Genomic DNA, 14,511 nt, shown 5'->3' with positions numbered 1-14,511 from the left:
AAGGTGTTCCATAGCCTGAATGCAGTTGAAGATGAACTTGTCACTTCCCTGGCGACTTTGGAAAAGGATAATCATACAGTGGCAGGGCTAACCGGTTTCGAATGGATCGTTAGTATATCTATGAATGCAAATTAGTATGAGAAGCATAAGAACTGTATCACCTTCACCTCGCCGCCTCTCGACAGCGATACAGAGGTCACGGGCCATCCAATTATCAGTCTCTGGCTGGCATCGACAGGAAAGGACGGCGATTTTTTTGTTTACCTCGAGGATATTGACGAGGGGGGAGAAGCGCTGTACGTTACCGAGGGTATGGCCCGAGCCGGCTTCCACCGTATGGCTCACCACGAAGGGCCACCAAAACCATCCATTCTCCCGGATCTTCCGTACCACAGTTTTCGCGATAGCGACTACGTGGCCGACGTTTTCAGCGCGGGGAGAAAGGTGGAGCTGCTGACTGATCTTTACCCCACCTCCTGGGTCTTCAGAAAGGGGCGCCGCATCGCTGTTTCAATCGCCTGCGCAGACTGGCCTTCCTATGATCTCAATCCTCAGCTTTCAGCAAGCAATAACCCGGCTAATTCGGGAACAAAAATACCGATAATCACTCTCTATCATAGTTTGCAATACCCGTCGTACATTGAACTGCCCTTAATACCGCGAGCGGAAGCGACGTGATGCCGGGATGTCGAAAATATTTAGAATAGGAGGATCATAATGAATAGTGACGCTATTGCCCCCCGAGCGGCAATCAAGACTGTCGGCGTGATGGGCTGTGGCCAGATGGGTTCCGGCTATGTTCAGGTCTGTGCCCAAAGCGGCTACCTTGTCACCTGTTGCGAGGTGAATGATGAGTTGCTTCAAAAAGGATTGGCTTCGATAAACGCAAGACTTATTGCGGCGGTTACATCCGGGCAGATTTCCGAGGAAGTGAAATTACAGGTACTTGGCCGCATTTCGGGCAGTACAGACCTTGCGGCGCTATCCGGTTGCGACCTTGTCATTGAGGCGGTAACGGAAGATCTGGAAATCAAGAAAAAAATCTTTGCCACCCTGGATAGAGTCTGCCCCAAAGATGTTGTCCTCGCAACAAATACCTCAGTACTTTCTGTCTTAGACCTTGCCATGGTGACAGAGAGGCCCGAGAAGGTTCTTGGCATTCACATGAATCCACTGATGTTTCCTGTTGCCGAGATAGTGAAGACCATTGCAACGCGTGAAGATGCCATCCAGATTGCCTCAGACTTCAGTCGTTCACTCGGAAAGGGTGTCGTCGTAGCGAAGGATATTCCCGGTTTCATTGCCAACCGCCTCATCAGCCCACTGCTCCTAGAAGCGATACGTATGGTGGAATCAGACGAGGCATCTCGGGACGACATTGACACCATCTTCGCCAAAGGTATGGGATGGTTCATGGGACCTTTGGCAATGGCCGACGGCATTGGGCTGGACACGCTGTTGAAGGGGAGCGAGGCTATCTATGACTACACGAAAGATTCGCGTTTTGCCCCCCCAACTCTCCTGAAAAAGATGGTGACGGCGGGTTGGTTGGGTATGAAGACAGGAAAAGGTTTCTACGAGTATGGCGGTTTAAAATCAGCTTCTGAGGAGGTTTAAATGGAGAGCCAGGGAATATTTGATCTTGCGGGGAAAGTAGCTCTCGTGACGGCAGGGGGACACGGACTGGGACGGGAGTACTGCCTCGCCATGGCGGAATTCGGAGCAGACGTGGCATGTAACGATATTGACCCCCGCCTCGCCGAGGACACGGCAGAAGCCGTGAGAAAACTTGGTCGGCGGGCAGTGGCGCTACCGGCGGATGTTTCGAAACCGGACGCAGTAGAAAGCATGGTGAAACGGTCGCTGGAGGAATTGGGGACCATTGACATCCTTTTTTGTAATGCCGGTATCATGAACCCGCTCATACCCCTCCATGAGTTATCAGTGGAAGCTTGGGACCGGGTAGTGGAGGTAAATCTGACGAGCATGTTCCTCTGCATAAAGGCGGTTCTCCCGGGCATGCTTGCAAAGAAGCGTGGCTCCATCATCAGCACGGCCTCCGTAGCCGGGATCAAGGCAGGAAAGGCACCCTTTTCCTACTGCTACGGTGCGACAAAAGCCGGTATGATCGGTTTTACTCGCCATGCAGCAATGACCTATGCAAGAGATGGTGTCCGCATTAATGCTATTGCACCGGGACTGCATGACACGAGGCCCGTCGGTCTCGGGTTGACAGATGAGCAGGTGGAGCAGTTGAAACGTAGCGTTTCAATGATGATCCCTATGGGGCGATTCGCCGAACCGAACGAGATAAGAGGATTGGCTGTTTTTCTGGCATCGGACGCCTCAAGTTATGTTACTGGGCAGGTCTTTGCCACGGACGGTGGCATAACAGCGTGAAGTGCTAAGCGTTTCGAAGAAGGAGGCATCAAGAATGAAACTGTTTGAAATGTTTAATCTTTCTGGTAAGGTAGCTTTGGTTACTGCGGGTGGGCATGGGCTGGGCCGAGAGTACTGCCTGGCTTTGGCGGAGTGCGGAGCCGATGTGGTCTGTAATGACATCCGGATGGACCTTGCTGAGGAAACGGTTAAGCTGCTGGAAACGTTCGGCCGTCGCGCGATAGCGCTTCAGGGCGACGTATCCAAACCCGAGGATGTAATGAGAATGGTAAGTATAGCACTCCAGCGATTCGGCACCATTGATATCCTCTTCTGCAACGCCGGGATTACGAACCGCTTTGCCCGGCCTCACGAGTTAACGTATGAAGACTGGACAAGGGTGGTAGCCATAAACTTGCGAGGCACATTCCTTTGCATGAAAGCCGTCCTGCCAGTGATGTTGAAACAGAAGCGAGGTTCAATAATCAGTACTGCATCAATTGCAGGCCTGCCCGGAGGGTTTGCCCCGGACTCTTCGGTCTACGGGACGACAAAGGCGGCCATCATCGGCTTGACCAGGCATGCAGCAGCAGCGTATGCGTCGGAAGGTATTCGCATTAACGCCATTGCCCCGGGAATGCATGACACCAATCCGGTGGGACTTGGTATTTCGCCGGAGATGCAGGAGCAGCTCAAGCCTCTCATCATTGCCTTAATCCCTATGGGGCGGATCGGTGAGCCGAGGGAGATAAGACCCTTGGCGGCCTATCTGGCATCAGACGCCTCCAGTTTTGTAACGGGCCAGGTGTTTGTAGCAGACGGAGGTATGCTGGCGTAACAATTGTGGTGTGCATGTTTCAGGAAATAAAGTCAGGAGAATCAGAACCCAATCATTTTGATAAGGAGGATGCCATGAGTATTAGAGTCGGTTTGGAAGCGGTAGCAATGGACATACAGGGGGATGTAGTGACGCCCAAAGACCAGGAATATCTCTTACCAACGGTGCCCGATTTTCTCAGGGCCACGTTTCATTTTCCAAAAGAGATCAGGAGATTCAGGAATGAGGACGCCGCAGAGATTCTTGCAGAGAACGTGTCAAGGAAGGTGCTCGATCAGGCAGGCCTCAAGCCCTCCGACATCGATTACATCATCGCTAATAATTGCGGCGGTAAATATACAGTACCCATGGTCGGCGGTTACATACACTGGAAGCTCGGGTTTCCCGTCGAGGTCCCGGTTCTCAACATAAGTAATGCGTGCGCGAGCTTTGTGGATGGATGCGAAGTCGCCTGGAACTTGATAAAGGCCGGCAAGTACAAGAGGATCCTGGTGGTAGCCGTATCGGCCTGGGAGACCATAGGAGGCCAGTGCCGCACTGACCTCACCAACGCCCAGGCGGCCATGATGGGCGATGGGGCAGGGGCAGCGATTGTCTCTACGGAGAACCTCAAATGTGAATTCCTTGCGCACTACAACCGCACCTGGCCAGAGACCTACGACATGTGCGGCGGCAAACCCAAGACCCCTGACATTCCGGATCTTCCCGGCGCGCCGAAACAGCCTCCTTTCACCGGCTACATGTATGGAACCCCGGAGTTCTTTATGTGGTGGCAGAAGGTGGGCGAGCGATTCGGCATCGACGGGATTAATGGAGCCTTGCAAAAAGCCAATCTGACGTTGAAAGACCTTGATGTGATTATCTTTCACCAGCCTGCGGATTTGCTCTATGACGTCTGGATATGGGGCGCCGAGAAGGAAGGTGTGAGCAAAGACAAGTGGATTCATACCTGGTACAAGTACGGAAACCTTTCATGCGCTGTTGTCCCTGTCAACCTTGCCGAATTCTGGGCGGCGGGCAAGTTCAAGAAAGACATGATACAGGCCTGGATTACCATAGGTGCAGGTGGCCACGCCCCCACTATGATTGTTAAATGGTTGATTTAGAACCGCTGTCCTGAGCACCAAGCGAGCTAACCGGACGCTTTCACGGAAATGGCGACGACAGAGTTAGATTGAATGTCTGACAGGGTAGCGGCGTCATTGGTCAGAGGATGAATCAAAGACTACACAGTATATGGTGCGTCGAGGTACGTAACCAGAAGGAAGAAGGGTGATTGATAGATGCAGACGGTAGGGGATGTAGTGCGGCTGAATGCAAAGCGGTACCCAGAAAAACCCGCTATTATAATGGATGACAAGTCTCTTACCTATGGTCAGTTAAACCGGCAGGTAAACAGACTGGCCCATGGATTGCTCTCCATGGGGGTAGAGAGTGGTGACAGGGTGGCCATACTGGCGCTCAACTGCCTGGAATACCCTGTGATTGTCTATGCCATTGTGAAGTGCGGTGCGGTGGTAGTTCCCATAAACTTCCGCTATAAGAAAGATGAGCTCATCCATGTAGTAAACAATTCTGCCCCGAAAGTCCTCTTCTATGGCGCCGAATTTAGTTCCCTCGTAGGGGAAGCAAGGAGAAGCTTTGCCTCCCCCGTTAAGCTGGTAAGTATCTCCAAGGAACCTTTGAAGTCGGAAACAACCCTTACATCTCTTATGGACGGACAGTCAACGGATGAACCTGGTGTTGCAGTAGATCCGGCTTCGGCAAGTTTTATCATGTATACAAGCGGAACAACTGGGTTCCCCAAGGGGACCCTTTTTTCCCATGCGGCCTATATTCAGAACTACATCGGTATGGCCCTGGAAGGTGACCTGCAAAGCGATGATGTGGCGTTGATTTGCATTCCCTTGTTTCATAACGGGGGACTCAATGCTACCATGGGACCTACGCTTATGATGGGCGGTACTGCAGTGATCATGAGCAAGGGGTTTGATCCGGAAAAAGTTCTGGATGCGGTGGCACGTTACAGGGTTACCATGACCATGTGGGTGCCTACTCAACTCACCATGCTGATAAATTACCCTGGGATAGCAAGCTACGATCTCTCCAGCCTGAACAAGATTTACTACGGCTCATCAGCCATAAGCCCGACTACGCTCGACGCCTCGATGAAGATATTCAAGGTATCTTTCTATCAGTGGTACGGCCAGGTTGAGACTGGCATGGTATCGGTGTTGCGGCCCGAAGATCACGAGAGCCTATCCCAATGCACCGGGAGAGAGATGGTAACTGCTGATCTCCGGATTGTGGATGAAGACGGAAACGATGTGCCCTTGGGCGGAGTGGGCGAGATTATTTCTCGCCAGAAACCACTGGGTATGATCGGCTATTTCAGGATGGATGAAGCCAACAGGGCGGCGCTCCGGGATGGCTGGATATTCACTGGCGACATCGCAAGAAATGATGGTGACGGGTACTTTACAATAGTGGATCGTTTGAGAGACATGATTATCAGCGGGGCAGAAAATATTTATCCCAAAGAGATCGAGGATGTCATCTGCAGCCACCCCGGGGTGTTGGAAGCGGCGGTATTCGGTATACCCGATGAAGTTTATGGCGAGTCAGTCTGCGCCGTTGTTGTTCCGAAAAGAGGGCACAAGCTGGACCAGCAGGAGATAATAGATTTTTGTGCATCTATACTCTCGAGTTACAAGAAGCCAAAGCGCGTCGAATTTATAGATGATCTTCCCAAGAACGCAAATGGAAAGGTGACCAAGAATGTACTGAGAGAGCCGTATTGGGCAGGAAGGGCAAGGCGGGTTTGAGATTATGAAAGATGATGCGGATATGCCGACCTCACTTGCAGAAGTAGAACAAGAAATCGGTCAGGAATGGATTTTCGTTCAATCGGGGTTGTTTAATTATCCACTCGCTGATGGAGAGGCCCCCGCACTTCTTGCCAATCGCTGCCGGCATTGCAGTACGAGCTTTTTCCCCAAAAGAACCATTTGTCCCTATTGTGTAAGACAAGATTTTGAGAACATAACCCTTGGAAAACGAGGTGTTATTTACGCCTCCACAATGGTTTACATTGACTCATCAGTTGGCATAAATGCGCCGTATGCCTTTGGATATGTTGATATACCGGAAAACAAGGTACGTGTTTTTGCTCTTTTTACTGGTGATGATCCCTCATCGTTTCTTCCGGGCAGCGAAGTTGAACTGGTATTGGGACCTGTGGGCAAAAACGACGCGGGAAAGAAAGTTATCGGCTATATGTTTAAACGCGTACTTGGTTAGGCGGCTATTATGAGGGATGTATATATTATCGGGGCAGGTATGACTGTATTCGGAAAGCATCCTGACAGGACTTTGCGTGATCTTGGGGGCGAGGCCTGCATGATGGCGATTCACGATGCGGATATAAACCCTAAGGAGATTAAAGCTGGTTACTGCGGAAACGCATTAGGTTCCGTATTACAAGGTGAAACCGGGGTGGGTCAAAACGTCTTCTGGGAAGTGGGAATAAATGGTATTCCCGTAATCAACGTAGAAAATGCGTGTGCCACCGGATCCACCGCACTTCATCAGGCTTGGCAGGCGGTCACCGGAGGATTTTATGATATGGTGATTGTCGTCGGTGTTGAGAAGGCGGTCATGCCTAAGGGTACTGTGCTTAATGTAGGTGCTGGAGAATTGGAAGTTAAATTGGGAGAGGTTTTTCCCGGATACTTTGCGCTCGTTGCCCAAAAACATATGGAGCTCTATGGAACGACAAGAGAGCAGATAGCTAAGGTTTCGGTGAAGAACCACTTCAACGGGACGCTTAACCCTCACGCTCAGTTCCAGAAGTTGTTTACTGTAGAAGATGTTCTCAACTCACCTATGATTGCAAGTCCCCTGACCCTCTATTCCTGTTGTCCTAATAGCGACGGTGCGGCAGCCCTGATATTGTGCAGTGAAGAAAAGGTTCGACAGGCTAACGGCAAAGCGGTGAAAGTGGCGGCCTCGGTGTTGACAACAGGAATGTATGAAAACATGCGGGACATTACTACATGGGAAGTAGAAAAAAGGGCAGCGGATGAGGCATACCGGATGGCATCATTTGGTCCCGAAGACATTGATGTTGTTGAGGTCCATGATGCCTTTACCATCTGTGAAATAATCCACTATGAAGGATTGGGTCTGTGCCCGATCGGCGAGGGTGGCCGACTTATCGATGAAGGGGCAACAGAATTGGGTGGGAGAATACCGGTTAACCCTAGTGGTGGGTTGCTATCCAGGGGCCATCCGATTGGCGCATCCGGGGTGGCACAGGTAGTGGAAATCGTATGGCAATTGCGCGGAGAGGCCGGGCAGAGACAGGTGAGGGACGCCCGGGTTGGCCTTGCCCAGATCATGGGCGGAAACAAGGAAGGGGATACCCGGGCCTGTACCGTGCATATCATGTCTGTTTGACGTCGGAGGAATGATAATGGAAAAATCGGGGGCATGCCCGCGTTATCGGTGGTTTGTGCTGACCGCTGCCAGCGTTGCCATAATGTCCTGCTATATGAACGTCGTCGCGTATGCGCCTTTGCTGGGGCAGATAGCGGCTGATCTGAATATAGGCATGAGCCTTGCGATGAATCTCATCTCAGTAACCTATATCGTCACGGCTTTGGCTCTTCTGGTGTCGGGGTTTTTTTGTGACAAATACGGCACAAAACCGGCCTTGCTTTTTGGACTTTTCCTTTCCGTCGTGCCTGCCATGCTGGTGCCTTTGATTGGGCGCAGTTTCTATGCGTTGTTGGCTGTGCGACTACTCCAAGGCATAGCCCCGGCTTTTGTCCTCGTGGCTGTGGGGCCCATCACGAGTTTCTGGTTTCCCGCAAAAGAACAGGGTTTAGCAAGCGGGCTCATGATGGGCTCCTTGTCTCTTGGGGCCGCGGTAGGGTTGTTGGGCGCACCGGGTTTCGCGAAGATCATGGGGGACTGGCAGGGCGCCATTGCCCTATTGTCAATTCTCGGATGGGTCGGCATTGTGCTGGTCTCTCTGATCCGCCGCGAACCACCTGTTCTATCTGCAGGAAAGGGGTTATCCCTCCCTTCCACTGTGCAAGAGTCTCTCACTGTGCGGAAAGCGCTTCTGATGCCGGTAACATGGGCGGGTGCACTTATTTTCTTTTTCAATGCCTGGGGATTTCATGCACTTTACGCCCTCGTTCCGGCCTACCTCTCCGCTACCCCGCCGATGGGAATCGGCCTCACGGCCGTTGTATCCGGAAAGCTCTCCCTTGCCCTGACCGTGGTCGGCATATTTGCCGTTCTTGCCGGGGGCGTTGTCCTTGATCGGGTTTTCAAGGGGAACTTTCGCATAGTCATGGCCATTGGATTCCTGGTTACATCGGTCTTCTCCTATTTGATTCTATTGCCCGCAGTGTTCCAGAGTCCTACTTTCCTTGTCCTGTCACTTCTTCTTGCCGGATGGGGTATTCCGTTCATGGGGTCATCTACCATCGCCTTTTGTGTAAGCACCTATCCCGTGACCATGGTGGGGCGTATGCTGGGATGGCTCGGGGGGATTGGCACCTTCGGCGGCGCAGTGGGTGTCTTCATGGGTAATGTAGCGATCGCTCGTACCGGCGCCTTCAACTTAGCCATAGAAATGATCTCCCTGACGGCTCTGGCGGGCTTCTGCCTCAGCCTGATGCTGAGGAGGCGTTCTACGGTACTCCTGCCATCGAAAAGCAATGTCTTATCAATTCAATGAAATTAGTAATGACTCAGGAGATTGATTTATGAAGATACAGTATGTTCGAAATGCGTGCATGATTATTCATTACAATGAGCACAGAATTATAGTAGATCCCTGCCTGAATCCAAAAGGCAGTTTGCCGCCATATACACTTTTCCGCAAGAGACCTCAGCTTAATCCTATTGTTGATTTACCTTCGGACTCAGAATCCATGTTAAGCCAAATAACATCCGGTCTCATTACACATTGTCGTTACGGACATTTTGATCATCTTGATAAATCCGGAATTCGCCTGTTGGCAAAGAAACAGGTCCCTGTATATTGTAACTATACTGATGAACATATCTGAAAAGACGACACATCAATACAGTTTCCCTTAAATTTTCTCTGCTGCCGGTACGGCTATTATTTCTCCTGTTGCGAGTTAACGGTACGCCCGGCAGCGATCTGACACTGAAGCTGTGCCTCAAGTCTGCTGCATTCTTCCGTCAGTTCTGTGACCTTGCGCTTTAGTTGCTCCTGGGATTTCTTAAGTCTATCTTCTTCCCTGTGCAAAACGATAATGGCGGGTATCCACTGCCAGAAACCGATCCCCAGGAATACGAACCCCATGACATATCCCACGACCTCCTCCAGAAAATCAGCAGGGTGCAACCGACCAACCATCAGATATTTACTCAGATTAGGGAAATTGCCTATGACGTTGAGAATACCTCCGAAGAGGAGAAAGCCAAAGCCGATGATGAAGAATATCCACATCTTACGCAGTCGGGGTGCGGCCTTCCCTCGCATAAAGCTGAGGTAGAAAAAGATGGCGCCAGTAATCACTGCGCGAAAGATATCGGTAGCGATATCGAACATCAATTTCTTCTCCGGTGATTAAATAAAACTTTTACCTTATTGGTAAACTATAAGAACAAGAGTTTTATATGTCAATGGAATAATAGGTAGCAAACTTACCTCGTGAACCGTGTGGCTGATTTTTACCGGCAAACTTGACTATCATTGAAAGACTCCATATACTAAAACCTAAGGATATTCTGGCGTATTAAACAGGAGAGATGTCATGGATTCAGAGCAGACAAAGATAGATGCCATAGTAAATTTAAGCAAGGAGCTTAACCAGGTCAAAGACATAGATATTCTGATGGAGCATATCCTTACAATGGCAAGGACCTTTGCCGGTGCAGACGCCGGATCAATTTATCTAAAAGAGGGCAATAATCTTAAATTCAGCTACACTCAGAATGAGACGCTCCAGAAACGCCTGCCGGAAGGCGAAAAGCTGATCTATAAAAATTTTGAAATCCCTGTCAACAAAGAAAGTATTGCCGGCTATGTGGCCTTGACCGGTCAGTCATTGAATATTGAAGATACAGAGCGAATGGATCCGACACTTCCCTTTCATTTCAATCGCGCTTTTGACGAGGCTTCCGGTTATTGGACCAGTTGCATGTTGAGCATTCCTCTCAAAACTATCCGAGGTAATATAGTGGGTGTCCTACAGGTTATAAACGCCAAGCGAGGGGGGGAGCAAAATACTTGTTTTTACGGAGAAACAGAAAGAACCATGGATATATTTGCCGGAATGGCTGCAATTGCGCTTGAGCGTGCGCAGATGACACGACAGATGATTTTGAGAACAATCAAGATGGCCGAAATGCGCGACCCTTCAGAAACCGGTCCCCACGTAAATCGGGTTGGAGGTTTTGCCGTTGAGATCTATGAGTCATGGGCGAAAAAAAACGGGGTGCCCACGGAGCAAATCCATACCAATAGAGATACCTTGAGGATGGCCGCGATGCTTCATGATGTTGGAAAAGTGGCTATTTCCGACACCATATTAAAAAAACCGAGCCGTCTTACCGAAGATGAATATGCAATAATGAAGCAGCATACCATTTTAGGTGCCAATTTATTTGCTGATAAGAGTTCCGAGTTTGATGAGACGGCAGGTGAAGTTGCCCTGTATCACCATGAGCGCTGGGATGGGAAAGGATATCCTGGTTATGTGAGCCCGAAAAAGGTATCAGAGAGTAATGGAATGTCCGGAAACGTTAGGATAAATGCTGGCGCCGATGTTCCCCTCTATGGAAGGATAACGGCTATTGCCGATGTATTTGATGCACTATCTTCAAAACGGAGTTACAAGCAGCCATGGCCGGAGGAGGAGGTGCTGCGGGAAATGGATGCCGGCAAGGGATCAAGTTTTGATCCGGAACTGATTGATCATTTCTTTTTATGCCTCCCTGTACTGCGACAAATACAGGAACGATATAAGGATGAAGAACATGATGGTAAGGGGGGTATTGGGAAAAGCTGAAATTACCAAGTTTACTGAAAGCTGAAGTGTTTATTAATTCATAGATTACGAAGCAACCGGGTGAACCGGTTTTATTACCCGGCCCCGGCTGTCAAAAAACACGCCCTCCCTGGCGAGCAGCCGTCGCTTGGCTGCTGGACCTCCGGCGGAATAATTACCCAACTCACCGCTCGCTAATATAACCCGGTGGCAGGGGATCAGCAGGGGAAAGGGATTTGCCCCCAGCGCCGTTCCCACCGCCCGGGCAGCACGGGGATGAGAGATATTACTCGCCACCTGACCATAGGTGCTTACTTTCCCACGCGGAATATGGCTGGTCGCTGTCCATACCTGCCGGTAGAAGTCGCTCCAGCGTTGTGGTCCCGCTTCCGGGACAGAAAAGTTAATCTCCATCCCCTGATCATACTCTTCCAATTGACGGCCGATACTGACGATCACAGGATGCGAACCTGATCGCGCCTCCGGGTAGGATTGCCGCAGCAGGGTAAGGGTGGACAGGCGATCCTCGGGAAGGATGACTCTGACAAGCTGGGGCGAATCGGCAGAAAGTCGCCATACCAGCCCTACCTCGCCGATAGATAATTTAACCAGAGTATAGTAAACCATTAAATCCTACTATTTATATCTGGCGAGGCAATTGCAAAAGTCGCATAAATGCCCCGCAGGTCATTCCGGCGGAAGCCGGAATCCAGAATTTCATTGCGTTACAAGAGCGCTGGACACCGGTTTTTCCCCGTCAAGCGAGGACTAAACAGAGCACCGGTGTGACGAGTTTTGCAATTGGCCCTTGTTATTTAGAAAAGCATGCACAATATCTGCGAGCCCCTTACTGATTCCCTTGACCTTTTGCAAGTCTTCTGTGGCAGCGGCGGTAACTTTTTCGATATCGCCGAAATGGGAAAGTAATTCCTTTTTCCTGGCCTTGCCTATCCCCGGGATTTCGTCCAAAAGAGAATGAAAATCCTGCCGCTCTTTCAACTTATGGTGATAGGCCAGGGCAAAGCGATGGGCCTCGTCCCGCAGTTGCTGAAGCAGAAAGCAGGCCTGTGGATATCGGGCAATGTAAACAGGATCTTTGCGGCGGGGCAGGTAAACCCGGTCTTCCAACTTGGTGAGTGATACCGGCGAAGTAGTAGATTTTTCCTTGGCCAGGCTGATGATATCAACGCTGTCAATACCCAGATCATGGCAGAGGGTAGTGGCGACATTGAGTTGACCCTTGCCGCCATCCACCATCAGGAGATCGGGCAAATTTTCTCTTTTGGCATAGCGTCTGTGCAGGATTTCGCGCATCATGCCATAGTCGTCCATTTCCGCTATGGTGCGGATGCGATAGCGGCGGTAGCCTTCTTTCCAGGGCCTGCCGTCCTCGAAGGTTACGAGCGAACCGACGGCGTATTTCCCGGAGACATTGGAAATATCCACGCCTTCCATGTGCCGGGGCGTGTTTTTAAGCCCCAGCGTCCGAGTCAGTTGCAGCAGAGCGGCCTCAGCATTATCCCGACCTTGCTGTCCCGCCTCGAACATGCTTTGCGCATTGTCGGCGGCCATCATTAAAAGATCCCTGGCCGGGCCCTGTCTAGGCGTACGCAGAGAGGCCTTCTTGCCTCTTTTGTCGGTGAGCCATTCGGCGATCACCGCGCCGTCTTCAAGAGGGCAGGGGATGATAATTTCGGCTGGTATATCGCTGTTGCCATCATAATACTGGATTATCAGCGCCGACAATATTTCAGCCGATTCCGTCCTGAGTCCGATGAGAGGAAATGCATTCTTTCCGAGCAGCTTTCCGTTTCTGATCTGAAAAACCAGGATCTGGGTCTGGTCCCCCTTGCGGTAAAGTCCGAAGACATCCTGATCCTTGAACTGGGCAGATACGATCCGCTGCTTTTCCAGCGTCGTTTCGATCGCGGCGATCCGGTCTCTGAGCAGGCACGCTTCCTCAAAGTTCAGCTCGGCGGCGGCAGTTTTCATCCGTGCAGCAAGATCAGCAAGCAATCCTTTGCCCCGGCCTTCCAGAAAAACGATACTATCCCTGACCAGGCGACCATAAGTGTCGCCATCCACGAGGCCGGCGCAGGGGGCGAGACAGCGCTTGATCTGGTATTCAAGGCAGGGTCGGCGATGGTGGTTGGTAAATACCCGGTCCTGGCACGTGCGCAGTGAGAAGATGGATTGCAGAAAATGGAGTGTTTCCTTGGCCGCACTGCTGGAAGGGTAGGGGCCAAAATACCGCGCCCCGTCTTTTTTTACCTGTCTTACTAACTGCAGCCGCGGGAAGGGCTGTTTTTGCAGCTCGATCCGGATGCTGAAATAGGTCTTGTCATCGCGGAAAAATATATTATAGCGCGGACGGTGCTGCTTGATTAAGTTGTTTTCGAGGATTAACGCTTCTTTTTCCGTCTCCGTGACGATAAATTCCACGGACCTGATCCTGGAAGTCAGAAAGGGGAGCATGGAACGCTTGTCCGTGAGATTAAGATAGGCGCGGGTGCGGATTCCGAGGTCATTGGCCTTACCCACGTAGATGACCTTGCCGTCGCCGTCTTTCATTATATAGACGCCGGGCGCCCGCGGTGCGTTTTTGATGTCATCCTGCCAATGTTCGGTCATATCAGATTGCCTTGGCATCAACTATGGCGCAAATGATCAGTATCGTTGAATGACACCACATCCATCGTGCCGTTTTCAACCTCCAGACAGGTCTTGGAGGCTACGCCCACGCGCATTTCTTTCGCATGAGAAAGGCTCAGATTCCGGGCTTTGCAGAGGATGGTTATAATTACAAAACTGTGGGAGACGACGAGGGCATTTTCAGACGTTTTTGTGATCCTCTGGATGACCGGCCATACGCGATCCTGCACATCCTGCAACGACTCGCCTTGCGGCATGGTCACGGAGGAATGGTCGCCCAGCCACTTGCTCAGAAATTCGCCATAGCGGAGCTGGAGTTCAGGAAAAGTCAGGCCTTCAAGTTCTCCGGCATTCAGTTCGTGCAAATCATTTTCCACGGTAATGGGCAGTGCGTGATGCACGGCGATGGCCTGGGCCGTAGCGTAGGCCCGCTTCAAGGGACTGCTGATTATCCTGTCAAAATTTTCGTTCTGCAAGGAAAGGGCGAGTTTCTCAGCCTGCTCGAGGCCCAGATTGCTCAGCTCAATGTCCGCAATGCCCTGGATCTTTTTCGCCTGATTCCAGAGTGTTTCACCGTGTCTAACGAGGGTCAGCCGCAATTTG

General features: G+C 51.0%; 14 protein-coding genes. 10 read left to right on the top strand and 4 right to left on the bottom strand.

The features are described from left to right. Positions 1-156 precede the first annotated feature (156 nt). The 9 genes from NT140_09155 to NT140_09115 all read left to right on the top strand — a co-directional run bounded on the left by NT140_09155 (position 157) and on the right by NT140_09115 (position 8,969). Positions 157-678 (top strand): CocE/NonD family hydrolase, encoded by a 522-nt coding sequence (locus NT140_09155; GenBank protein ID MCX5832040.1) that lies wholly within the window; start codon positions 157-159, stop codon positions 676-678. A gap of 39 nt (positions 679-717) precedes the next feature. Then, a complete protein-coding gene (locus NT140_09150; protein MCX5832039.1) occupies positions 718-1,617 on the top strand; it encodes a 3-hydroxyacyl-CoA dehydrogenase family protein in 900 nt (299 codons plus the stop codon). Further along, positions 1,618-2,400 carry an SDR family NAD(P)-dependent oxidoreductase gene (locus NT140_09145; GenBank protein ID MCX5832038.1) on the top strand — a complete coding sequence of 261 codons (783 nt, stop codon included), beginning with the start codon at positions 1,618-1,620 and terminating at the stop codon, positions 2,398-2,400. It abuts the gene before it with no gap. 34 nt (positions 2,401-2,434) lie between these two features. Beyond that, positions 2,435-3,217 (top strand): SDR family NAD(P)-dependent oxidoreductase, encoded by a 783-nt coding sequence (locus tag NT140_09140; protein ID MCX5832037.1) that lies wholly within the window; start codon positions 2,435-2,437, stop codon positions 3,215-3,217. Positions 3,218-3,291: 74 nt separating this feature from the next. Beyond that, on the top strand, positions 3,292-4,323 hold the full coding sequence (locus NT140_09135) for a hypothetical protein (GenBank protein MCX5832036.1): 1,032 nt from the start codon (positions 3,292-3,294) through the stop codon (positions 4,321-4,323). A gap of 177 nt (positions 4,324-4,500) precedes the next feature. Next, on the top strand, positions 4,501-6,042 hold the full coding sequence (locus NT140_09130) for a long-chain fatty acid--CoA ligase (protein ID MCX5832035.1): 1,542 nt from the start codon (positions 4,501-4,503) through the stop codon (positions 6,040-6,042). A 4-nt stretch (positions 6,043-6,046) separates the two neighbouring features. Then, positions 6,047-6,517, top strand: coding sequence for an OB-fold domain-containing protein (locus NT140_09125; protein ID MCX5832034.1), 471 nt, complete (start codon positions 6,047-6,049; stop codon positions 6,515-6,517). Between the two features lie 9 nt (positions 6,518-6,526). Then, positions 6,527-7,675: a beta-ketoacyl synthase N-terminal-like domain-containing protein gene (locus tag NT140_09120; protein MCX5832033.1), complete on the top strand. Its 1,149-nt coding sequence runs from the start codon at positions 6,527-6,529 to the stop codon at positions 7,673-7,675. Positions 7,676-7,691: 16 nt separating this feature from the next. Next, the gene (locus NT140_09115; protein MCX5832032.1) at positions 7,692-8,969 is read left to right on the top strand and encodes an MFS transporter; all 1,278 of its coding nucleotides are present in this window, start codon (positions 7,692-7,694) and stop codon (positions 8,967-8,969) included. 390 nt (positions 8,970-9,359) lie between these two features. Here NT140_09115 and NT140_09110 read toward each other — a convergent pair whose 3' ends face one another. Then, positions 9,360-9,815: a hypothetical protein gene (locus NT140_09110; protein ID MCX5832031.1), complete on the bottom strand. Its 456-nt coding sequence runs from the start codon at positions 9,813-9,815 to the stop codon at positions 9,360-9,362. Positions 9,816-10,020: 205 nt separating this feature from the next. Between NT140_09110 and NT140_09105 the strand changes: the two genes are divergently transcribed. After that, complete coding sequence (locus NT140_09105) at positions 10,021-11,277, top strand: HD domain-containing protein (protein ID MCX5832030.1); 1,257 nt, start codon at positions 10,021-10,023, stop codon at positions 11,275-11,277. Positions 11,278-11,322: 45 nt separating this feature from the next. Here the strand turns inward: NT140_09105 and NT140_09100 are convergent, their stop codons facing one another. The 3 genes from NT140_09100 to NT140_09090 form a co-directional block, all read right to left on the bottom strand. Then, a complete protein-coding gene (locus NT140_09100) occupies positions 11,323-11,670 on the bottom strand; it encodes an MGMT family protein (protein MCX5832029.1) in 348 nt (115 codons plus the stop codon). A 354-nt stretch (positions 11,671-12,024) separates the two neighbouring features. Beyond that, positions 12,025-13,887 carry an excinuclease ABC subunit UvrC gene (uvrC, locus tag NT140_09095; GenBank protein MCX5832028.1) on the bottom strand — a complete coding sequence of 621 codons (1,863 nt, stop codon included), beginning with the start codon at positions 13,885-13,887 and terminating at the stop codon, positions 12,025-12,027. 17 nt (positions 13,888-13,904) lie between these two features. Further along, entirely contained in the window at positions 13,905-14,507 is a 603-nt protein-coding gene (locus NT140_09090) for a histidine phosphatase family protein (GenBank protein MCX5832027.1), read from the bottom strand. Positions 14,508-14,511 lie beyond the last annotated feature (4 nt).

It is taken from the genome of Deltaproteobacteria bacterium, assembly GCA_026388415.1.
Classification (GTDB): domain Bacteria; phylum Desulfobacterota; class Syntrophia; order Syntrophales; family JACQWR01; genus JAPLJV01.
This window is presented reverse-complemented; position numbering and strand designations above follow the sequence as displayed.